21 protein-coding genes and 1 pseudogene are annotated in these 18,452 nt (G+C 73.3%); 13 read left to right on the top strand and 9 right to left on the bottom strand.

Going from position 1 to position 18,452, the window contains the following annotated elements; all coding sequences use genetic code 11:
- Positions 1 to 21: 21 nt before the first annotated feature.
- Positions 22 to 531, bottom strand: coding sequence for a hypothetical protein (locus OHA72_RS42915; RefSeq protein WP_327001838.1), 510 nt, complete (start codon positions 529 to 531; stop codon positions 22 to 24).
- A 202-nt stretch (positions 532 to 733) separates the two neighbouring features.
- Between OHA72_RS42915 and OHA72_RS42910 the strand changes: the two genes are divergently transcribed.
- Positions 734 to 1,942 (top strand): FAD-dependent oxidoreductase, encoded by a 1,209-nt coding sequence (locus tag OHA72_RS42910; protein ID WP_327001837.1) that lies wholly within the window; start codon positions 734 to 736, stop codon positions 1,940 to 1,942.
- Here OHA72_RS42910 and OHA72_RS42905 read toward each other — a convergent pair.
- The 5 genes from OHA72_RS42905 to OHA72_RS42885 all read right to left on the bottom strand — a co-directional run bounded on the left by OHA72_RS42905 (position 1,927) and on the right by OHA72_RS42885 (position 4,679).
- Positions 1,927 to 2,805, bottom strand: a complete 879-nt coding sequence (locus tag OHA72_RS42905; RefSeq protein WP_327001836.1) for a universal stress protein — start codon at positions 2,803 to 2,805, stop codon at positions 1,927 to 1,929. The two genes, OHA72_RS42910 and OHA72_RS42905, sit on opposite strands and share 16 nt — an antisense overlap.
- Before the next feature lie 39 nt (positions 2,806 to 2,844).
- On the bottom strand, positions 2,845 to 3,063 hold the full coding sequence (locus tag OHA72_RS42900) for a hypothetical protein (RefSeq protein ID WP_327001835.1): 219 nt from the start codon (positions 3,061 to 3,063) through the stop codon (positions 2,845 to 2,847).
- Positions 3,064 to 3,211: 148 nt separating this feature from the next.
- Positions 3,212 to 3,676, bottom strand: a complete 465-nt coding sequence (locus OHA72_RS42895) for a DUF6582 domain-containing protein (RefSeq protein ID WP_327001834.1) — start codon at positions 3,674 to 3,676, stop codon at positions 3,212 to 3,214.
- Positions 3,677 to 4,001: 325 nt separating this feature from the next.
- Complete coding sequence (locus OHA72_RS42890; RefSeq protein WP_327001833.1) at positions 4,002 to 4,193, bottom strand: hypothetical protein; 192 nt, start codon at positions 4,191 to 4,193, stop codon at positions 4,002 to 4,004.
- A gap of 39 nt (positions 4,194 to 4,232) precedes the next feature.
- Positions 4,233 to 4,679, bottom strand: coding sequence for an Hsp20/alpha crystallin family protein (locus OHA72_RS42885; RefSeq protein WP_327001832.1), 447 nt, complete (start codon positions 4,677 to 4,679; stop codon positions 4,233 to 4,235).
- Positions 4,680 to 4,806: 127 nt separating this feature from the next.
- On the opposite strand from OHA72_RS42885, the gene OHA72_RS42880 reads away from it, so the two are divergent.
- The 4 genes from OHA72_RS42880 (at position 4,807) to OHA72_RS42865 (ending at position 8,983) form a co-directional block, all read left to right on the top strand.
- Positions 4,807 to 5,481 carry a hypothetical protein gene (locus OHA72_RS42880; protein ID WP_327001831.1) on the top strand — a complete coding sequence of 225 codons (675 nt, stop codon included), beginning with the start codon at positions 4,807 to 4,809 and terminating at the stop codon, positions 5,479 to 5,481.
- Between the two features lie 220 nt (positions 5,482 to 5,701).
- Complete coding sequence (locus OHA72_RS42875; RefSeq protein ID WP_327011770.1) at positions 5,702 to 5,983, top strand: DUF4193 family protein; 282 nt, start codon at positions 5,702 to 5,704, stop codon at positions 5,981 to 5,983.
- Positions 5,984 to 6,171: 188 nt separating this feature from the next.
- Positions 6,172 to 8,433 carry a catalase gene (locus tag OHA72_RS42870; RefSeq protein WP_327001830.1) on the top strand — a complete coding sequence of 754 codons (2,262 nt, stop codon included), beginning with the start codon at positions 6,172 to 6,174 and terminating at the stop codon, positions 8,431 to 8,433.
- A 121-nt stretch (positions 8,434 to 8,554) separates the two neighbouring features.
- A complete protein-coding gene (locus OHA72_RS42865) occupies positions 8,555 to 8,983 on the top strand; it encodes a hypothetical protein (RefSeq protein ID WP_327001829.1) in 429 nt (142 codons plus the stop codon).
- Positions 8,984 to 9,230: 247 nt separating this feature from the next.
- Here OHA72_RS42865 and OHA72_RS42860 read toward each other — a convergent pair whose 3' ends face one another.
- Positions 9,231 to 9,644: a VOC family protein gene (locus OHA72_RS42860; RefSeq protein ID WP_327001828.1), complete on the bottom strand. Its 414-nt coding sequence runs from the start codon at positions 9,642 to 9,644 to the stop codon at positions 9,231 to 9,233.
- Between the two features lie 121 nt (positions 9,645 to 9,765).
- Here OHA72_RS42860 and OHA72_RS42855 point away from each other — a divergent pair, with 121 nt between their 5' ends.
- From OHA72_RS42855 to OHA72_RS42840, 4 genes are read left to right on the top strand one after another with little or no spacing between them, the layout of a single operon-like run.
- The gene (locus OHA72_RS42855; RefSeq protein WP_327001827.1) at positions 9,766 to 10,656 is read left to right on the top strand and encodes a hypothetical protein; all 891 of its coding nucleotides are present in this window, start codon (positions 9,766 to 9,768) and stop codon (positions 10,654 to 10,656) included.
- A 52-nt stretch (positions 10,657 to 10,708) separates the two neighbouring features.
- Positions 10,709 to 11,905, top strand: coding sequence for a sensor histidine kinase (locus tag OHA72_RS42850; protein ID WP_327001826.1), 1,197 nt, complete (start codon positions 10,709 to 10,711; stop codon positions 11,903 to 11,905).
- On the top strand, positions 11,902 to 12,546 hold the full coding sequence (locus tag OHA72_RS42845) for a response regulator (protein ID WP_327001825.1): 645 nt from the start codon (positions 11,902 to 11,904) through the stop codon (positions 12,544 to 12,546). Before OHA72_RS42850 ends, OHA72_RS42845 begins: the two co-directional genes overlap by 4 nt.
- Before the next feature lie 45 nt (positions 12,547 to 12,591).
- Positions 12,592 to 13,491 (top strand): hypothetical protein, encoded by a 900-nt coding sequence (locus OHA72_RS42840; RefSeq protein WP_327001824.1) that lies wholly within the window; start codon positions 12,592 to 12,594, stop codon positions 13,489 to 13,491.
- A 6-nt stretch (positions 13,492 to 13,497) separates the two neighbouring features.
- Here OHA72_RS42840 and sigJ read toward each other — a convergent pair whose 3' ends face one another.
- A complete protein-coding gene (gene sigJ / locus OHA72_RS42835) occupies positions 13,498 to 14,349 on the bottom strand; it encodes an RNA polymerase sigma factor SigJ (RefSeq protein WP_327001823.1) in 852 nt (283 codons plus the stop codon).
- On the opposite strand from sigJ, the pseudogene OHA72_RS42830 reads away from it, so the two are divergent.
- The 4 genes and pseudogenes from OHA72_RS42830 to OHA72_RS42815 all read left to right on the top strand — a co-directional run.
- Positions 14,348 to 14,524, top strand: a pseudogene (locus tag OHA72_RS42830) (NAD(P)-binding protein); the annotation flags it as partial. The gene sigJ and the pseudogene OHA72_RS42830 sit on opposite strands and share 2 nt — an antisense overlap.
- A 256-nt stretch (positions 14,525 to 14,780) precedes the next feature.
- Positions 14,781 to 15,530, top strand: coding sequence for an FAD-dependent oxidoreductase (locus OHA72_RS42825; protein WP_327001822.1), 750 nt, complete (start codon positions 14,781 to 14,783; stop codon positions 15,528 to 15,530).
- Positions 15,531 to 15,587: 57 nt separating this feature from the next.
- Positions 15,588 to 16,097, top strand: coding sequence for a GtrA family protein (locus tag OHA72_RS42820; protein ID WP_327001821.1), 510 nt, complete (start codon positions 15,588 to 15,590; stop codon positions 16,095 to 16,097).
- A gap of 139 nt (positions 16,098 to 16,236) precedes the next feature.
- Positions 16,237 to 17,892, top strand: coding sequence for a glycoside hydrolase family 6 protein (locus OHA72_RS42815; RefSeq protein ID WP_327001820.1), 1,656 nt, complete (start codon positions 16,237 to 16,239; stop codon positions 17,890 to 17,892).
- Here OHA72_RS42815 and OHA72_RS42810 read toward each other — a convergent pair.
- Entirely contained in the window at positions 17,874 to 18,365 is a 492-nt protein-coding gene (locus tag OHA72_RS42810; protein WP_327001819.1) for a MarR family winged helix-turn-helix transcriptional regulator, read from the bottom strand. The genes OHA72_RS42815 and OHA72_RS42810 overlap by 19 nt on opposite strands.
- Positions 18,366 to 18,452: the final 87 nt, after the last annotated feature.

The raw sequence follows: 18,452 nt of genomic DNA, 5'->3' as shown, positions 1-18,452 counted from the left end.
ACCGGCCGAGCACGTGGCGGCCTACGCGCCCGGCCGGCCCGCGCGGGGCTCCGCGGGCGGGGTCACCAGGCCCGCGCCGTCCCACTGGCAGCGCACCGTGATCAGGGCGCTCAGGGCGACCACGTCACCGGCCTTGTACGGCAGGGCGGCCTCGGCGGCGACGGACCACTGGTTCGGGGCGGCGATGTCGACGATCTTCATGTCCACCGACACCAGCGTCACCTGGTCGAAGCCCAGCAGCCGCAGCCGCTGCAACGCCTGACCGCATTTGAGCCCGCGCACCTCGGGAAAGACGGCCCGGTCCGCCGCGCCCGCCGTGGCCCTCGCGGCCGCATCGACGCCCGTCGCCGCCTCCGACGACGTGGTCGCCGGGCGGTCCGCCGATCCGGCGTCATTCAGCGCGGCGACGGACTGGACGAGCAGCCAGACGCTCAGCCCGCCCGCGGCGAGGAACGCCGCGCCCGCCATGGCCCGGCCCAGCCGGCCGAATCTGCGCGGCGCCCGGTGCCGCCGCACCTGACCGTCGTACACCGGCAAACCCCTCCCCGCGCGATCCTCCGCCCGCCAATCTCGCAGCTGCGGCGGCCGATTCCGGGCCGGCGCAGGAACACCACCCGGGCCGGTCCGCCAGGATCACCACCGAGGGTGAGGCCGGCATGGATCGGCGCCCGGCGGGTAGGCGGTGCGCATGGCCGACCCGAACTGCGTGATCATCGGAGGTGGCCCGGCAGGTATGACGCTCGGGCTGTTGCTGGCGCGCGCCGGCGTACCGGTGACCGTGCTGGAGAAACACGGCGACTTCCTGCGCGACTTCCGCGGGGACACCGTGCACCCGTCCACCCAGCGGCTGCTGGACGAGCTGGGTCTCGGCCGCCGGTTCGCCGAGCTTCCGCAGACCCGGTTGCACCGGGTCGACTGGCCCGTCGACGGCGACCGCAGCGTGGTCCTGGCCGACTTCGGCCGGCTGCGGGAGGCGCACCCGTACATCGCGATGGTGCCGCAATGGGACCTGCTCGACCTGCTCGCCGAGGCGGCGCAGCAGGAACCGTCCTTCACGCTGCGGATGAACACCGAGGTGACCGGCTTGATCCGCGCCGCCGGACAGGTGCAGGGCGTGCGGTACCGCACCCAGGACGGCACCCTCGGACAGCTGCGGGCGACGCTGACGGTCGCCTGCGACGGCCGTTGGTCGGTCGCCCACGCCGGGGACGGGATGCAGCCGCGGGAGTTCCCGGTGCCGATGGACGTCTGGTGGTTCCGCCTGCCGCGCTCACCGCGGGACTCCGGCGCGCTGACGCCACGCGGCGGGCCGGGCCGGCTCGCGGTGGTCATTCCACGCGTCGGCTACCTGCAGATCGCGTATCTCGCCGCGAAGGGCGGCGACCCGGGGCTGCGGGCGGCCGGGATCGAACACTTCCGGCGGGACGTGGCCGCGCTCATGCCCGAGCTGGCGGACCGCGTGGACACCCTCACCTCGATGGACGACGTGAAGCACCTCGACGTGCGGCTGAACCGGCTCCGCCGCTGGCACACCGACGGCCTGCTGTGCATCGGCGACGCGGCGCACGCGATGTCGCCGGTCGGTGGTGTCGGCATCAACCTCGCCGTGCAGGACGCCGTCGCCGCCGCGACCCTGCTCGCCGGGCCGATGCGCCGCGGCACCGTGACCCCGGCCGACCTGGCGGCGGTCCGCGCCCGCCGGCTCCTGCCGACCGTCGCCGTGCAGACCCTGCAACGCCTCATGCACCGGGGCCTGATCGCGCGGACGCTCGCCGGGCGGCGGATCGGCCCGCCCAGGCCGATACTGGCGCTGCTGCGCCGGTTCCCGCGGCTGTCCTTCGTGCCCGCGTACCTCATCGGGGTAGGCCTGCGCCCGGAACACGCGCCGTCATTCGCCCGGCGGATTCCCACGGCCCTGCCGGCGGTTCACCGATCGGGGTGACGCACGACCGCGACGGGGCAGCAGGCGTGATGGACGACGGCCTGGCTGACCGAGCCGAGCAGCAGCCCGACGAACCCTCCCCGGCCGCGTGCGCCGACGACCAGCAGTTGCGCGCCGGCCGACGCGTCGGTGAGCACGCCGCCGGCCCGGCCGGGTGCGGCGTCGAGCCGGACGTCGACCTGCGGGTACTTCTCCCGCCACCCGGCGAGCGACTCGGCGAGCATCAGCCGCTCGCCGTGACGGATCGTGCCGGGATCGGCGCCGGCCGGCGGCCGGTGGTACGCGTGGATCGCGGTCAGCCCGCAACCGCGGAACGCGGCCTGCTCGAACGCGACGCCGAGGGCCTCGTGCGCGCCGTGGGAGCCGTCGACGCCGATGACGACCCGGCCGGTGTTGCCGCCGTCCGGGTGTTCGGCGTGGCGGACGATCACCACCGGGCAGGTGGCGTGGGAGGCGAGCTCGACGCCGGTGGAGCCGACCAGCAGCGCGGTGAAGCCGCCGAGGCCACGGTTGCCGACCACGACCAGCGACGCGTGCCGAGACGCCTCCAGCAGCGCGGGCACGCACAGCTCAGCGGTCGCCTCGGTGCTGATCTGCAGCTCGGCGTCCACGTCGCGGGCCTGCAACACCGCGTCGGCAAGGATCCGTGCCGGGCTCTCCCGGGTCTCGGTCTCGTAGATGACGGGCAGCGCCATCCCGGCCATCGGGTACGTGATCGTCGGCCACTCGTGCCCGTGCAACAGGTGCAGCGGCCGACGCCGGCGTGCGGCGTCCGCCGCGGCCCACTGCACGGCGCGCCTGCCGTCGGATGACCCGTCGACGCCGACGACGACGGCGGTCGCCGGCACGGATGTCGTCGTCACCGGGATGCCTCCCTAGTGCGGCGCGGTCCCGCGGCGGTGTCACAGGCACGCGCTGTCGAGCATCGCCGCGGCGTCGCGCGCCCGCTGCCGCTGCGCCGGCGTGCCGGCGTCGGCCTCCGTCAGGGTCCGCAGCGCCGCGGCGAGCACTTCGAGCCGGAACTCCACCCTGCGCAGGCGGATCACCGCGTCGGTGGGGTCGGTGGTGGGCACGGTCCCGCAGACCGGCGTGCGTCGCTTCGGTGTGAACTGCCAGGTCATGGCGTCATCTCCTCGTTCGGCGGGGTGCGTGGTGCTCCTTCCACACTTCTCGCCGCGGCCGGAGTCGACCAGTGCCAGGTTCGCGTCACCCCGCACATCACCCCGGCACACGTCGTGTACCGGGGTGATGTGGAACGCGTCGGTCAGATCACTTGCCTTGCAGTGCGCGGACCAGGTCCGCCTTGGTCATGGCCGAACGGCCCTTGATGTTGCGGCGCTTCGCTTCGGCGTACAACTCGTCCCGGGAACGCTCCGCGCGGGGCTTGGCCTTCGTCGCGGTGCCCGGCTTGGCCTTCGTCGCGGTGCCGGACTTGGCCTTCGTCGCGGTTCCGGACTTGCCCTTCTTCGCCGACGGCTTGCCCAGTTCCTGCCAGCGGGTCTCGGTCATGTCCACGCCGTGACGCTTTGCGGCCCGCTTGATGCGCCGGAACGCCTCGTCGCGCTCCGCGTCGGTCGCGTCCTGGACCTGGTCGAACCGCGCGATCGCGTTGCGCACGTGCGAGGCGTCGTTGAGCGGTTCCTTGCGCAGCCGCGGAAACGCAAACGACTTGCCGGACAAGGCGTTGCGGTCCTCGGCGTCCAGTTCATTCGTGCTCTGTCTGCGTGCAGCCATGCCGTGTGGTTACCCGCGAACGGCCATCCATACCCATGCCACCGCGGTCAAGGTAAGACGGTCCCCGGGTGGACACCACCCGGGGACCCCTTCCCCCTCTCCGGCAAAGTCTCACGGCGGGCAACCCGGACAGGCCCGCGCACCCGGGCGGGCGGAGGCCAGTGGCAGCTGGCCGGGCGACGGCGCGGCTTTCACGTCCTTCAAGGGTTGCGGAGCCAGCGCCTGCCGGCGACTCCGCCACCGGGGGCCGGTGAGGCCACCCGGACGGCGGCATGCGCCACGGCGGCCGGCGGCTGGGCGCCGCCGACCGCCGGACGCGGTGGGATCACCGGTGGTCCCGGGCCGATCCTGCCGGACCCGCGCCGGGGAGCCGTGGGTCCGGTGCCGGCCGGGCCGGCCATGATGCTCGGATCAGCCCGGTGAACTCCGCGCGGGTGAGGTCGTCGTCATGCGTGACGAGGTCGGTGAACGCCTCGTCGAACCTGCGGTCCCACTCTGGGGAGAGCCCTGTGTGCATCGCAGCTCACCACCTTGTCCTGCGGTGTGGCGCTCCGGATCAGCTGTCGAGGATCTTGTGCTCCTGCTCGGCGTGACCGCCGACCGTGATCTTGCGAGGCTTCGCCTTCTCGGCGATCGGGATCCGCAGGGCGAGCACACCGTTGTGGTACGTCGCGTCGATGCGGTCGGTGTCCAGGGCGTCGCCGAGGAACATCTGCCGGGAGAAGACGCCGAGTGGCCGCTCGGTCAAGGTCGCCTGGGCCTGCTCGCCGAGGTCGACCGGGCGCCGCTCGGCGCGGACCGTCAGCACGTTGCGCTCGATGTCGATGTCGATCGCGTCCTTGTCCACGCCGGGCAGGTCGAACACGATCACGAACTCGTCGCCGTTTCGGTAGGCGTCCGCCGGCATGGTCGTCGGCCGGGACCACGTGCCGGTCGACGGGGCGCCGAACAACTGCTGGGCGAGCCGGTTGACCTCGGTGAAGGGTTCGCTGCGCATCAACATTGGTGCCACCTCCTGGGTCTCGACTGGTCGGTCAATGCGCGATACATTGGTTGTAACACGTCATCGTTCCGATGACAAGCTCGGTGTCAACGAAAAGTTGACGCGATGATGGGAAGGGTTGCCGAACATGGCCGAAGCGGACGCGCTCATCGCCGCCGTGGCAGCGATCACGGCGGTGGCCGACCAGTGCGCCGACGACGCGGAGCCCGTCGACGCGGGCGCTGTCCTCGAGGCACTGGCAGTGCTCCGGTGGGTGCAGGAGCAGCTCGCCGCGACCGAGCCGGAGCTCATCGCGGCCGCCCGGCGGGCCGGTGTCAGCTGGCAGGCGCTCGCGCCCGCACTGGGCGTGGCCAGCCGGCAGGCCGCGGAGCGGCGTTATCTCCAGGCCGCGTCGATCGCGGGGCCCAGCAGCGGCGGCACCCGCGAGGACCGGGTCCGCGCCGAGCGGGACCACCGCGCGGGCGTCCGGGCCGTCGCCCGGTGGGCCACCGCCAACACCGCGGACCTGCGCCGCCTCGCCGGCCAGGTCGCGGGGCTGCAGGACGCGCCCGTCGCCGCCACCGCCGACCTGGACCGGCTGCACCGCGCGCTCGCCGACCCCGACGCGACCGCACTGCCCGCGCTCCTCGCCGCCGTCCGGCAGCACCTCGGCCGTCACCCGGTCCTGGCCGAGCAGGTCGACGCGGTCGCCGCCAGCACCAGTGAGGTCCTGCGCCACACGCAGCAGCGCCGCGACGAGCAGCAGCCTCCCACGAGGACGGGCGGCGAGCACGCGGTGAACCTGGACCGCTCCGTTCGATGACCCGGATGTGGCTGCACGGAGAACTGGGCAGCCCCGCACGTGTCCGGCCCGCAGGACGTAGTCCCGGCAGGCGCCGGCGTGAGCGCTGGCACGATCGGCTACGAGGAGTACAGTCCTCGTTGACGCCTTGTCGAAGTCTTGCCCCGGACCCGGCAGCCCGTGCACGGCCGCGCAGCGAAGGAGCAGACATGCGTCACAACCGATCAGGGACCGGCGCGTGATGGCCGTCGACTACGACGCGCCACGGCAGACCCCGACCGACGACACCGACGACGACCTGGACGCGCTCACGATCCGGCGCAGCACCGGCAAGACCGCCGACGTCGACGACACCGCCGAAGCCGTCGACTCATCCGGCCTCGACTTCGTCGACGAGGAGCTCTCCGTCCCGGTCGTCCCGATGCGCGGCGACGAGTTCCGGTGCGGCCGGTGCTTCCTTGTCCACCATCGAAGCCGGCTCGCGGACCGTTCCGGGATGCAGATCTGCCGCGACTGCGCCTGACCGCGGGACCGCCGAACGGTCGGCGCGGTCCCGCACAACGGCGCGCCTTGAGCACACCGCCGCCCGCGCCACACCGTGGCGGGCCGCCGCGCCTCTGAGGACCTGCACGTGCGGGAGCCTGTTTGCCTGACCTGCCCCCGGGTACTGCGGGAGACCTGCATGTTCCCACTTCATGGAGGTGCCGTCAGATGGGCAGCAGCAAGCCCGGCAAGGCCATCAAGAACGCCGTGGAATCCGCCGCCGAGAAGGTGGTCGATCTGCTGACCCCAGATGTCCCCGGGAAGCCGGGCAGCGCCACGCCGACCGTCGAGGAGCCGACCGCCCCGCACGACCCGTTGCCGGCCAAACAGGAGCAGGCCGGCCCGCAGACGCGGACCCCGACCGGCGCGAAGACCGGCCGGCCCGCCGCCGAGATCGGACAGCAGGGCGCATACCTCACGACGTCGCAGGGCGCCAGGCTCCGCGACACCGACCACTCGCTGAAGGCCGGGCCGCGCGGGCCGACACTGCTGCAGGACCACCACCTCCGCGAGAAGATCACGCACTTCGACCACGAGCGCATCCCGGAGCGGGTCGTGCACGCCCGCGGCGCCGGCGCGCACGGCGTGTTCGAGGGGTACGGCACCGCTGACGGCGTGACCCGAGCCGGTTTCCTGCGCAAGGGCAAGCAGACCGACGTCTTCGTCCGGTTCTCCACCGTCCTGGGCTCGCGCGGGTCGGCCGACACGGTCCGCGACACGCGCGGCTTCGCGACGAAGTTCTACACCGACGAGGGCACCTTCGACCTCGTCGGCAACAACATGCCGGTCTTCTTCATCCAGGACGGGATCAAGTTCCCTGACATCATCCACGCGGGCAAGCCGCACCCGGACCGGGAGATCCCGCAGGCACAGAGCGCCCACGACACGTTCTGGGACTTCGTGTCGCTGCACACCGAAGCGCAGCACCACACGATGTGGAACATGTCCGACCGGGGCATCCCGCGCTCGTTCCGGATGATGGAGGGCTTCGGCGTCCACACCTTCCGCCTGGTCAACGAGGCGGGGGAGACGGTCCTGGCGAAGTTCCACTGGAAGCCCAAGCTCGGCGTGCACTCCCTGTTCTGGGAGGAGGCGCAGATGCTCAGCGGCATGGACCCGGACTTCCACCGCCGCGACCTGTACGACGCAATCGAAGCCGGCGCGCACCCGGTGTGGGATCTGGGCATCCAGGTGTTCCCCGACACCCCGGAGGAGACGTTCGAGGGCATCGACCTGCTCGACCCGACGAAGATCGTGCCCGAGGAGCTCGCGCCGGTGCAGGCGATCGGGAGGATGACGCTGAACCGCAACCCGACGAACTTCTTCGCCGAGGTCGAACAGGTCGCCTATCACCTGGGCAACCTGCCGCCCGGCATCGACGTGACGAACGACCCGCTGCTGCAGGCGCGCCTGTTCTCCTACGTGGACACGCAGCTCACCCGCCTCGCGGGGCCGAACTTCTCGCAGATCCCGATCAATCGCCCGCACGCCGCCGTCAACGACATGCTCCGCGACGGGTTCCACCAGCAGGCGGTCCACGCCGGCGTCGCGCCGTACCGGCCGAACTCCCTCGACGCGGGCAACCCGTCCGTCGCCGGTGACGCCGAGCAGGCGTTCCTCGACGTGCCGGTGACGGTCGCCGAGGCGAGCAAGGTGCGGGCCAGCCCCGCGTCCTTCGACGACCACTACAGCCAGGTCCGGCTGTTCTGGCTCAGCATGTCGCCGGTGGAGCGGGAGCACATCATCCGCGCCTACACCTTCGAGCTCGGCAAGTGCTACGAGCAGCCGATCCGGGAACGGCAGCTGCTGTCTCTGGCGAACATCGACCCGGTGCTGTGCGCGCAGGTCGCCACCGGGCTTGGCCTGCCGGCACCGGAGCCGACCGTGCCGCTCGCCGACGTCACGCCCAGCCCGGCCCTGTCGCAGGTCGGGCAGGTGTGGCCGGCCGACGGGCGGACCGTCGGCATCGTCGTGGACCCGGCCGGCGACCTCGACGGCCTCGGCGCCCTGCGCGAGACGGTCTTCGCCGCGGGCATGGTGCCGCTGCTGATCGCCCCGCACGGCGGCGTCGTCGGTGGCATGCCGGTCCAGCGGACGTTCGCCACCGCACGATCGATCGAGTACGACGCGCTGCTGCTTGCCGGCGCACCTGTCCCGGCCCCCGACGCCATCCCTGCCCGCGACGCGAAGGCCGGCGCCCGCGCCTCGAGCACCGTGGACCCGCGGGTGCAACTGCTGGTCGAGGAGTGCTGGCGCCACGCCAAGGCGATCGGCGCCTGGGGCGACGGCACGACCGTCCTGACCGCCGCCGGCGTCGCCGCTTCACCTGGCGTCGTCACGGGCGACACCCCGGCCGCCGTCTTCCCCGACCTGCTGGAGCTGATGGGCGCACACCGCGTCTGGGAACGGTTCCCCGCGTCCGTCGCCTGAGCCTGTACCAGCGCCGTCCTGTGTCCCCACGAGCGGGACGGCGCGGTCAGCCGGCGGGCGGAGCGCATGCATCGGCGGGCGGCCAGCGGCGCAGGGTGAACGCGTGCGGGGTGGTGCCCATGTGGGACTGGTCGTAGCAGCCGGCGTCGGCGGCGAGTTCGGGCAGTTGCTGGGCCTCGGCATGCACCCGGCGGTCGTCGAGGCCACCGTCGTCGGCACGGCCCGGGCACGCGCCGGGCACAACGCCGTCCTCACCGGCGACGTGTCCACGGTCCTCGGGCGTGCCCCGCCACATTCCGGAGCTGGGCGCGGCGACACCGGGCGGCGTTCACGGACACGTTTCCGGACGGCCCGGCCGGGTAGGCCGGACGGCATGGCCACCGACGTCCTCGTCCGCAGCGCGATGCTCGGCGCCGCGGCCGGCGCCCGCAGCATGACACCACTGGCCGCACTCGCCGCGCAGCGGTCCGGCTGGCTGCGCGGGGTGGCCGGTGTCGCGGCGCTGGGGAGCTCGGCGCCGACAAGCTGCCGCGGACCCCGAGCCGGCTGAAGCCGGCGCCGCTGGCCGGCCGGATCGTCTCCGGTGCGCTCGTCGGCGGCGGGTACGCCCGGCGGCGCGACGCCGGGGTCGTCCTGCCCGCGCTGGTCGGGGCGGCCGCCGCGGTCGCGGCCAGCTACGCCGGGGCGCACTGGCGCGCCGGTGCCGCCCGGCGCTCGCTGAGCGTCCCGGCCGCACTGGCGGAGGACGCCGCGGCAGTCGCGCTCGCCTGGGCCGCGACGCGACGCGTGAACGCGGATCAGCCGACGAAGATGCAGAACGGGTGGCCGGACGGGTCGCGGAAGACGTAGAGCGGCTCGTCGTGGTCGGCGGTCCGGTCCAGGGCCAGCCGCGCCCCGAGTGCCTCGGCGCGCTGCCGCTGCCGTTGCAGCTCCTCGACGCTGGAGACGGTGAAGTCCAGGTGCAGCTGCATCGGCACGTCGTGCTCCGGCCACGTGGTGGGCTCCAGGCGGTCGACCTGCTGGAACGCCAGCTTCCGGGTGCCGCCGGCGTCGACGAGCACGAGCCAGTCGGCGCCGTCGTCAGGGCCGCCGGCCGGGGGTTCGTCGCCCGGGCGGTACCGCAGGCCCAGCAGCTGCCGGTAGAACTCGGCGAGCCCGCGGGCGTCGGTGGTGTCCAGGACCGTGTGCAGCAGCTGCGGATACTCGGCCACCTTCGCATCCTTGCACGACCCGGGGGTCCTCCTTTGGTCGGAGGCGCACCACCATCCACCGGCCGCAGGTGCGGCGCCGGGCAGGAGGTGCCGGTCCGCGGCGGTCGGCATCGTCGACGGCATGATGACTTTCCGTCCCGTGTTGCGCTGGCATCGGCCGCTGCTGATGCTCGCGGCCGTCATGGCGCTGCTCGTCCTGGTCTGTGTCACCGGCCTGCTGGTGGACGACCGCCGGCTGCTCGGCGTGTCGGTGTGGCTCAAGCCGCTGAAGTTCGGTATCTCGTTCGCCGTGTACGCGATGACCCTCGCGTGGATGCTGACGCTGGTCACGCGCGGGCGCCGCATCGCCGAGGCCGCCGGCACCGCGGTCGCCGTGGCCGGTGCCGCCGAGGTCGGCATCATCGCGTTCCAGGCCGCCAGGGGGCACCTGAGCCACTACAACGTGGCGACCGACCTCGACGACACGCTGTGGATGTGGATGGGCATCACCATCGGCGTGCTGTGGGTCGCGACCCTGGTCCTGGCCGTGGTGCTGTTCTTCGCCCCGATCGGGGACCCGGCCAGCCGGTGGGCAGTCCGCCTCGGCGTGCTCGTCGCCCTCGGCGGGATGGCGGTCGGGCTGCTGATGCTCAGGCCCACGCCGGAGCAGCGGGCGGCCGACGTCGAGACGGTCGTCGGGGCGCACAGCGTCGGCGTGCCCGACGGGGGACCGGGCATGCCGCTCACCGGCTGGAGCCTGACCGGCGGCGACCTGCGCATCGCGCACTTCGTCGGCATGCACGGGCTGCAGGCGCTGCCGCTGCTCGCGATGCTCCTGGCCGCCGTCGCCGGCTCCCGGGCCGGGCTCGACCAGGTCCGCCGGGGCGCCTGGTGCTGGTGGGGGCGGCGGCGTACGTCGGGCTGGTCGTGCTGCTCACCTGGCAGGCGCTGCGCGGGCAGCCGCTGCTGCCCGACCCGGCGACCTGGGCCGCGCTCGGGCTGCTGGCCGCGGCGGCGTGCGCGGGTGCCGTGACGGTGCTGCGGACGCCCGGCCACCGATGAGCCGCAGGCCCTATGGTGAGGCGGTGCTCACCCGTCTGTTCGACGAGCGGTACGCCGTCCAGCGCCTCGCCCTGCTGGCACTGTGCGGCCTCGGGTATGTCGTGCTGCTGCGCGACCCGGCCGAGCCGCGCACCTGGGTCACGTGGGCGACCGACGCGGCGGCGCTGCTGCTGACCGTCGGCTGCGTCCGGTGGCCGTTCGCCGGCGCCCTGGCACTCGCGGCGGTCGTGGCCGTCGCGGACGTCACCTCGCCGGTGGAGCCGGTCGTGCCCGTGGTCGGCGCCAGCTGGGCGGTGCTCGAGCTGGCGCTGCGGGTGCCGGGCCGCCGCCTCGGCACCGCGGTCGCCGCCCTGTGCGTGGTGCACCTGGCCGACGACTGGCGGCTGCTGCCCGGCGAGACGGTCGGCGTGCTCTACAACATCGTCATCATGGTCGGCGTGCCGGTCCTGTTCGGCGCGAACATCCGCTCGGCCCGGCAGATCGCCCGGCAGGCCGAGGAGCGGGCCGCGGCGCGGGAGCGCCGGCACGCCGACACCCGGGCCGCCCGCGCCGACGAGCGCACCGCGATCGCCCGGGAGCTGCACGACGTGCTCGCCCACCACGTCGCCTCGATCGTGCTGCGGGTCGGCGTCGCCCGGCACGTGATCGCCGGCGGGGATCCCCGCACCGGCGCGGTCCTGGACGACGTGCACGCCACCGGCAGCGCCGCCCTCGCCGATCTGCGCCGGCTGCTGATCCTGCTGCGCGACCCGCACGCGCCGGTCGGGGACGCGGCCGTCATGTCGATCGAACCCGCCGCGCTGCCGGCCGGGATCGCCGCGGCCGTCGACCGCGCCCGCGGCGGCGGCGTCACCGTCGAGACCGCCGTCGACCCGGCGGTGTCCACATTGGACGCGATCCGGAGCCTGGCGGTGCTGCGGCTCGTCCAGGAGGGCCTCACCAACGTGGCCCGCCACGCCGGCCCCGACGCCCATGCCAGGGTGAGCGTGACGATGCGGGGACCGGTGCTGGAGTGCGAGGTCACCGACGACGGCAACGGCGCCGATCACAAGAGCCCGCCAGGCACCGGGCACGGCATCATCGGCATGCGGGAACGCGTCGACGTCATCGGCGGCACCTTCGAGGCCGGGCCGACCACGACCGGGGGCTGGCGGATGCGGGCGGCGCTGCCACCGCCGGCGACGACCGCCGACCGCGACCTGACCGGGCGGCCGGCATGATCCGGGTGCTGCTCGTCGACGACCAGCAACTCGTGCGGGCCGGGCTGCGGATGCTGTGCGAGTCCGATGTGGACATCGAGGTGGTCGCCGAGGCCGACAACGGCCGCGACGCCGTCCGACTCGCCGGTGAGCTGCACCCCGACGTGGTGATGATGGACCTGCGGATGCCCGGCATGGACGGCACCACCGCGACCGCGCGGATCCGGGCCGCGCACCCCGCCTGCCGGGTCGTGGTCGTCACCACGTTCGACGACGACGACCACCTGTACCCGGCCCTCGCCGCCGGCGCCTGCGGCTTCCTCGTCAAGGACGCCGCACCCGCCGAGCTGCTCGCCGGCATCCACCGGGCCGCCGACGGCGACAGCCCGTTCAGCCCGGGCGTGCTGCGCCGCCTGGTCGACCGGGCGGTCCGCGCCCGGGAGGCGGAGCCGAAGACCGCGCTGCCGAGCATCACCCCGCGGGAGCGCGACGTGCTGCGCCTCGTCGCGGCCGGGCTGACCAACCAGGAGATCGCCGACCAGCTGCACCTCGGCATCACCACCGTCAAGACGCACGTGACCAGCCTGATGACGAAGACCGGCAGCCCCAACCGGGTCCGCCTCGCCATGCTCGCGATCCGCGCGTCGGACGTCACACCGTGAACGAATACACAGTGACCACTGCCGCCGGTCCCTAGCGTCGCCGGTATGACCAACACTGCGATCTCCCGGCGCGGCCTGATCAAGGCCGGCGCCGCGACGGCGGCCGGCCTCGGCGCCACGATGATGCTCGGCACGGAACCCGCGACCGCGTCCGCGGCGGTCTCGTGGCCGTTGATGGCCAACGGGTTCACCACGCATATCGACTTCCACGAACGATTGCACAACAGCCACCCGTACAGCGCGTTCCAGGTCGACGGCGGACTCATCGCGAACGCTTTCGGCGATCCGCTGCTCGCGTTCGGGGACTTCAGCTCCACCAACGGACTCAACTTCGCCCGCCTCGCCGACGTGAACCTCAACGAGTTCCAGATCTACCGGACCCGGTACAACTTCAGCGACGCGGGCGGGCCTGGTGGGGAGTTCTACCAGTACATCTGGAACGGCACCGGCTACTCCAAGAACGGGCCGTTCCTCTGGAAGGCCACCGCCTCCTCGTCACCGTTCACGCTGCCCGTCGACAACGCTGCCAAGTCCAGCTGGACGATCCGCACCCACCAGGGCACCTTCGTCGGCACCATGCGGGAGCTGCACCACTTCAACGACGGCAACGGCGAGCGCCAGTTCTGGGGCACCACCTTCAACGAGTCCACGGTCGGGTTCACGATGCAGCAACCCGTGTTCTCCGGCATCTCGCCATGGCTGATCGGCAACGGTGCCGTCGGCACGATCACCCAGTACAGCTGCACCATCGGCTTCCTGCGTGCGCTGGACACCGGGTTCCGCGCGTTCCAGGTGTACTGGGGCACGGACACCCGCGCCGAGTTCCGCGACCAGCACGGCCAGCTCAAGGCCACGGAGTACTTCCGCGAGGGCGAGGCGATCCACTTCGACGCCAACCAGAACACCCAGGACCGGTTCCGCTGGATCGCGGAGCGGGACAGCTGAGCCCGGCTACGCCGGCCGTCGCAGTTTGGCCGGGTTGACCACCAGGTTCAGCTCGACGACCCGGCCACCGGCGACCTCGACGCCGAGCACCCCGATCAGCGCCGCGCCGAGCTCCAGGGCGAAGCCGGCGCCCCCGGCCAGCCGCACCGGGCGGGCCCGCGCCCCGGCGTACCGGCGGCCGAGGCCGGACAGCAGCGTCAGGACCCGCTCCGGGCCGTGGACCGGCTTGCGGGCCGCCAGGACCTCGCCGCCGCCGTCGGAGCGCAGCACGACCCGCGGATCGAGGAGGCTGACGAGGTCGGCGACGTCACCGTCCGCGGTGGCCTTGAGGAACGCGGCGGTGACCCGCCGGTGCTCGTCGGCGGAGACCGGCGTGCGCGCGGGCGCCTCCGCGCGGACGCGGCGGCGCGCCCGCGACGCGAGCTGCCGGCACGCCGGCGGGGTGCGGCCGACCACGGCGGCGAGCCGGTCGAAGTCCATGCCGAACACGTCGTGCAGCACGAACGCGACCCGCTCGGCGGGGCTGAGGGTCTCCAGGACCAGCAGGACCGCGGTGCGCACCGACTCCCGCATCGCGGTGGCGTCGCCGAGGTCCGAGTCGTCGTACCCGACGAGAGGCTCGGGCAGCCAGGTGCCGGGGTAGGTCTCGCGGCGGGCACGGGCCGAGCCGAGCAGGTCCAGGCAGATCCGCGAGGTGACGGTGGTGAGCCAGGCCCGGGGCTGCTCCAGGTCGGCGGGCGCGGCGGTGAGCCGCCGCAGGAGCGCCTCCTGCACGGCGTCCTCGGCGTCCGCGGCGCTGCCCAGCAGGCGGTAGGCGACCGCGAACAGGTAGCGGCGGTGCTCCTCGCCATCGTCCATGTCACACGATTGTGGCCTACGTCGTCACCCGGTCATGCAGAGACGCATCACCATTGTCGGCGGCGGGTTCGCCGGTCTGGTCGCCGCCGTCACCTGCGCCGAGGCCGGAGCGCGGGTCCGGCTGCTGGAGGCGCACCACACGCTCGGCGGCCGCGCCCGCGCCACGGCACCGCCGCACGTCGCCCACGACGGGCCGCACGTGCTCTACCGCGACGGACCGTGGTGGCGCTGGCTCGCCGACCGTGACCTGCTCGGGCCGTCGTCCGGCGTGCCGCTGTCGGGGCTGGCCGGGTTCCGGTTCCGGCACGGCGACCGGCTGCGGCGCACCCGCCGGCGGCGTTGCTGCGGGTGCTGGCGTACCGCGGGCGCCGCGCCCGGTCGACGCCGACTTCCACACCTGGATCCGCGACCGGCACGGCGAGGCGGCGGCGGTGGCCGCGTCGAACCTCATGGGCGTGGCGACCTTCGACGCCGCGCCGGGCCGGCTGTCGGCCGCGTTCGTCTGGCCGCGGCTGCTGCGGGTCTTCGCGCCGAGTCCGCCGGCGCGGTACCTCACCGGCGGCTGGAACGGTCTCGTCGACCGGCTCGCCGCCCACGCCAGGAGTCTGGGCGTCGCCGTCGAGACGGGCGCCCGCGTCACCGAACTGCCCGCACCGCCGGTCATCGTGGCGACGACCCTCGAGGCGGCGGCCCGCCTGCTCGGGGACGTGTCGCCGACCGGCGTGCAGAGCGGCCGGACGGTGCTGCTGGACCTCGCCGTGCGCGCCGACCGTCGGGACGCCTTCGTCGTGTCGGACCTGGACCAGGCGGGCTGGCTGGAGCGGTACACGCTGCCCGATCCGACCCTGGCGCCGCCGGGGGAGTCGCTGGTCCAGGCACAGCTGCCGCTGCGCGACGGCGAAGGCAAGGCCGCCGGGCTGGCGCGGCTGGAGACCCTGGCCGACCTTGCCCTGCCCGGCTGGCGGGAGCGGACCACCTGGCGGCGCGACGGCGTCGCCAACCGCCGTTCCGGCGCGCTGGACCTGCCGGGGCAGACGTGGCGGGACAGGCAGGCCGTCGACCGCGGCGGCGACGTGTACCTGGCAGGTGACATGGTCGCCGCGCCCGGCCTGCTGAGCGAGGTGTCGTTCCACAGCGCCGTCACCGCCGCGCGGCTCGCCTGCGCCCGGCCCGCCGGGTAGGACGGGGGCGGGGGTGCGGATGCGGCGGCGCCGGGCCGGTACGGCAGGATCTGCCGCATGGGGTCGACGCGATCGGCGGAGCGTGCCGGGGACCTGCTGACCGGCTGGGTGGACCGGCTGCCGCCGCGGCTGCGCCGGTTCCTGCCCCGTGACCTCGTCGGCTTCGCGATCCTCGGCGCGTTCACCCTGTCCGTGGACCTGGCGCTGCTGGTGCTGCTGCGGCACACGACCAGGCTGCCGCTGCCGGTCGCGGTGTCGGTCGCGTACCTCACCGCGTTCGGGCTCAACTTCGTGCTCAACCGCACCGTCAACTTCCGTTCACATGCGCCCGTCGGCCCGCAGGTGTTGCGCTACGCGCTGGTCGCGTGCGGCGACTACCTGCTGACCGTCGGCGTGTCCTCGGGGCTGGCCGCGCTGGGCCTGGACTTCCGGGTCGCCCGGCTCGCCGCGTCCTTCACCGTGGCCGTCTTCACCTACACCGCCTCACGCTGGTGGGTGTTCCGGGACCGGCCGACCCCTGCCGTGGCGGCGCTGGAGGAAGCGGTCGCCGGCCACAGCACCATGTGAGTTTCACGCCCCGGCACGGCCGTCCGCGCAGATCAGCGGGCCCGCGGAGGGCCCGTGCCGGACCTCGCCCATGCCGACGGAGCCTGATGTTTGTCAATATGACGCGTCGGGGTGGCGTCGAGGTGCGAGGAGTCCGGGCATGCGACGGTGGGCACGGCACGGTCTCGCGGCGCTCGCGGTGGTGCTGGCCACCGCCGGCGGCGCCGTCACGGCGGGCGGGGCGGCGCGGGCGGCGACCGGCGGGTGCACGGTCGCGTACACGGCGCGGCAGTGGCCCGGCGGGTTCACCGCGGACCTCCAGATCACCGCCCACGGGCCGGCGATCAACGGCTGGACCCTCGAATGGGACTACCCCAACCAGCGGGTCGACCAGGCCTGGAACGGTGTCGTGCGGCAGGACGGGCGGCACGTCACCGTGGGCAACGCGGCCTGGAACGCGCAGATCGGCGCGGGCGGCTCGGTGTGGCTCGGGGTCATCGGCACGTGGACCGGCAGCAACCCGGCGCCGGCGACGTTCACCCTCAACGGGCAGGCGTGCACCGGACCCTTGAGCGACCCGGACTCCCATGTGGACAATCCGTACACGGGAGCGAAAGGTTACGTGAACCCGGAGTGGAAGGCGGACGCCGACAGCGTCCCGGGCGGCACGCGGGTGTCGGACAACCCGACCGGGATCTGGCTGGACCGGGTCGCGGACATCCAGGGCACCGCCGGGCGGATGGGCCTGCGGGCGCACCTGGACGCGGCCCTCGCGCAGGGCGCCGGCTACGTGCAGCTGGTGCTGAACGACCTGCCGGGGCGCGACTGCGAGCGGCCGTTCTCCACCGGCGACTTCGCGCTCGGCGAGCTGGCCCGCTACCGGACGGAGTTCGTCGACCCGATCGCCGCCATCGTCGGCGACCCCAGGTACGGCAGGCTGCGGATCGTCACGGTCGTCGAGGGCAACGCGGTGCCGAACCTGGTCCTGAGCACCTACACCTACCAGTGCACCGAGGCGGCCACGACCGGGGTGTACCAGCAGGCGCTGCGGTACGCGCTGGACAAGCTGCACCCGTTCTCCAACGTGTACACCTACCTGTCCGCCGCCCATCACGGGTGGATCGGCTGGGAGAGCACGTTCGAGGCGGCCGCGGACCTGTTCGCCGACGTCGCCCGGGGCACGGCCGCGGGGTTCGCGAGCGTCGACGGGTTCATCACGAACCTTGCCGACTACTCCACGCTGGACGAGCCGCACTTCGACGCGACCACGATCGTGAACGGGCAGCCGGTGCGCAATTCGCGGTGGGTCGACTGGAACACGTTCGTGGACGAACTGTCCTTCGCGAAGGCGCTGCGCACGCGGCTGATCGCCGAGGGGTTCCCCACGGGGACGGGGATGCTGATCGACACGTCCCGCAACGGCTGGGGCGGCCCGGCCCGGCCGGCGCTGGCGAGCACGTCGGTGGACCTGAACGTGTTCGTCGACCAGTCCCGTGTCGACCGCCGGCTGCACATCATGAACTGGTGCAACCAGGCCGGCGCCGGGCTGGGGGAGCGGCCGAGGGCGAACCCGGCCGCCGGAATCGACGCCTACGTGTGGATGAAGCCGCCGGGCGAGTCCGACGGCTCCAGCGACCCGCTGCGCCCCGACACCGAAAGCCGGACGATGCAGCCGATGTGCGACCCGACCTACGCCGGCGGCATCCGCAACGGCTACAACCCGACCGGTGCCCTGCCGGCCGCACCGCCGGCCGGCGAATGGTTCCCCGAGTCGTTCCGGCAGCTGCTGGCCAACGCCTACCCGGCGCTGCCGTGATCGTCCGGCTGGATCTCCTGCGTCACCGCGATGACCCTGGTCAGGGCGGCGTGCAGCTGCAGCAGCTCCTCCAGGGGCATGCCGAGCCGGGCGACGACGGCGGCCGGGATCTTCTCCGCCTCGGCCCGCAGCGCCTGACCGGTCCCGGTGAGCGTGACGGCGAGGGCCCGCTCGTCCTGCGGTGACCGGCCGCGCCGGACGAGCCCGGCGGCCTCCAGGCGCTTGAGCAGCGGCGACAGCGTGCCGGGGTCGAGCTGCAGGAGCCTGCTGAGGTCCTTGACCGACAGCGGCGCGTATTGCCACAGCGCGAGCATCACCAGGTATTGCGGGTGGGTCAGGCCCATCGGCTCCAGCAGGGGCCGGTAGAGCGCGATGACGTTGCGCGAGGCCACGGCGAGGGCGAAACACACCTGCTGGTCCAGCGCCAGGGGATCGCGGCCGTCCACGGGTGCGGGATGGGTCACGTCGCTCATGGCTCCTCAGCAGGTCGGCGGTCGTGTAATACTCATGGTACACCAATAATTGGTACACCAATTGTTTCTACCGCAGGGATGTGGCCT

The organism is Dactylosporangium sp. NBC_01737 (genome assembly GCF_035963215.1).
GTDB lineage: Bacteria > Actinomycetota > Actinomycetes > Mycobacteriales > Micromonosporaceae > Dactylosporangium.
The sequence above is the reverse complement of the archived record's forward strand: the minus strand, read 5'-3'. Positions and strand labels throughout refer to the sequence as shown.

Excerpts from the sequence above, each read along its gene's own strand:
- sigJ (WP_327001823.1), bottom strand. The coding sequence starts at position 14,349 with ATGGACGATGGCGAGGAGCACCGCCGCTACCTGTTCGCGGTCGCCTAC.
- OHA72_RS42845 (WP_327001825.1), top strand. The coding sequence starts at position 11,902 with ATGATCCGGGTGCTGCTCGTCGACGACCAGCAACTCGTGCGGGCCGGG.
- OHA72_RS42880 (WP_327001831.1), top strand. The coding sequence starts at position 4,807 with ATGGCCGAAGCGGACGCGCTCATCGCCGCCGTGGCAGCGATCACGGCG.
- OHA72_RS42900 (WP_327001835.1), bottom strand. The coding sequence starts at position 3,063 with ATGACCTGGCAGTTCACACCGAAGCGACGCACGCCGGTCTGCGGGACC.
- OHA72_RS42855 (WP_327001827.1), top strand. The coding sequence starts at position 9,766 with ATGATGACTTTCCGTCCCGTGTTGCGCTGGCATCGGCCGCTGCTGATG.
- OHA72_RS42890 (WP_327001833.1), bottom strand. The coding sequence starts at position 4,193 with ATGCACACAGGGCTCTCCCCAGAGTGGGACCGCAGGTTCGACGAGGCG.
- OHA72_RS42810 (WP_327001819.1), bottom strand. The coding sequence starts at position 18,365 with ATGAGCGACGTGACCCATCCCGCACCCGTGGACGGCCGCGATCCCCTG.
- OHA72_RS42870 (WP_327001830.1), top strand. The coding sequence starts at position 6,172 with ATGGGCAGCAGCAAGCCCGGCAAGGCCATCAAGAACGCCGTGGAATCC.
- OHA72_RS42820 (WP_327001821.1), top strand. The coding sequence starts at position 15,588 with ATGGGGTCGACGCGATCGGCGGAGCGTGCCGGGGACCTGCTGACCGGC.
- OHA72_RS42895 (WP_327001834.1), bottom strand. The coding sequence starts at position 3,676 with ATGGCTGCACGCAGACAGAGCACGAATGAACTGGACGCCGAGGACCGC.
- OHA72_RS42815 (WP_327001820.1), top strand. The coding sequence starts at position 16,237 with ATGCGACGGTGGGCACGGCACGGTCTCGCGGCGCTCGCGGTGGTGCTG.
- OHA72_RS42875 (WP_327011770.1), top strand. The coding sequence starts at position 5,702 with ATGGCCGTCGACTACGACGCGCCACGGCAGACCCCGACCGACGACACC.
- OHA72_RS42885 (WP_327001832.1), bottom strand. The coding sequence starts at position 4,679 with ATGTTGATGCGCAGCGAACCCTTCACCGAGGTCAACCGGCTCGCCCAG.
- OHA72_RS42910 (WP_327001837.1), top strand. The coding sequence starts at position 734 with ATGACGCTCGGGCTGTTGCTGGCGCGCGCCGGCGTACCGGTGACCGTG.
- OHA72_RS42840 (WP_327001824.1), top strand. The coding sequence starts at position 12,592 with ATGACCAACACTGCGATCTCCCGGCGCGGCCTGATCAAGGCCGGCGCC.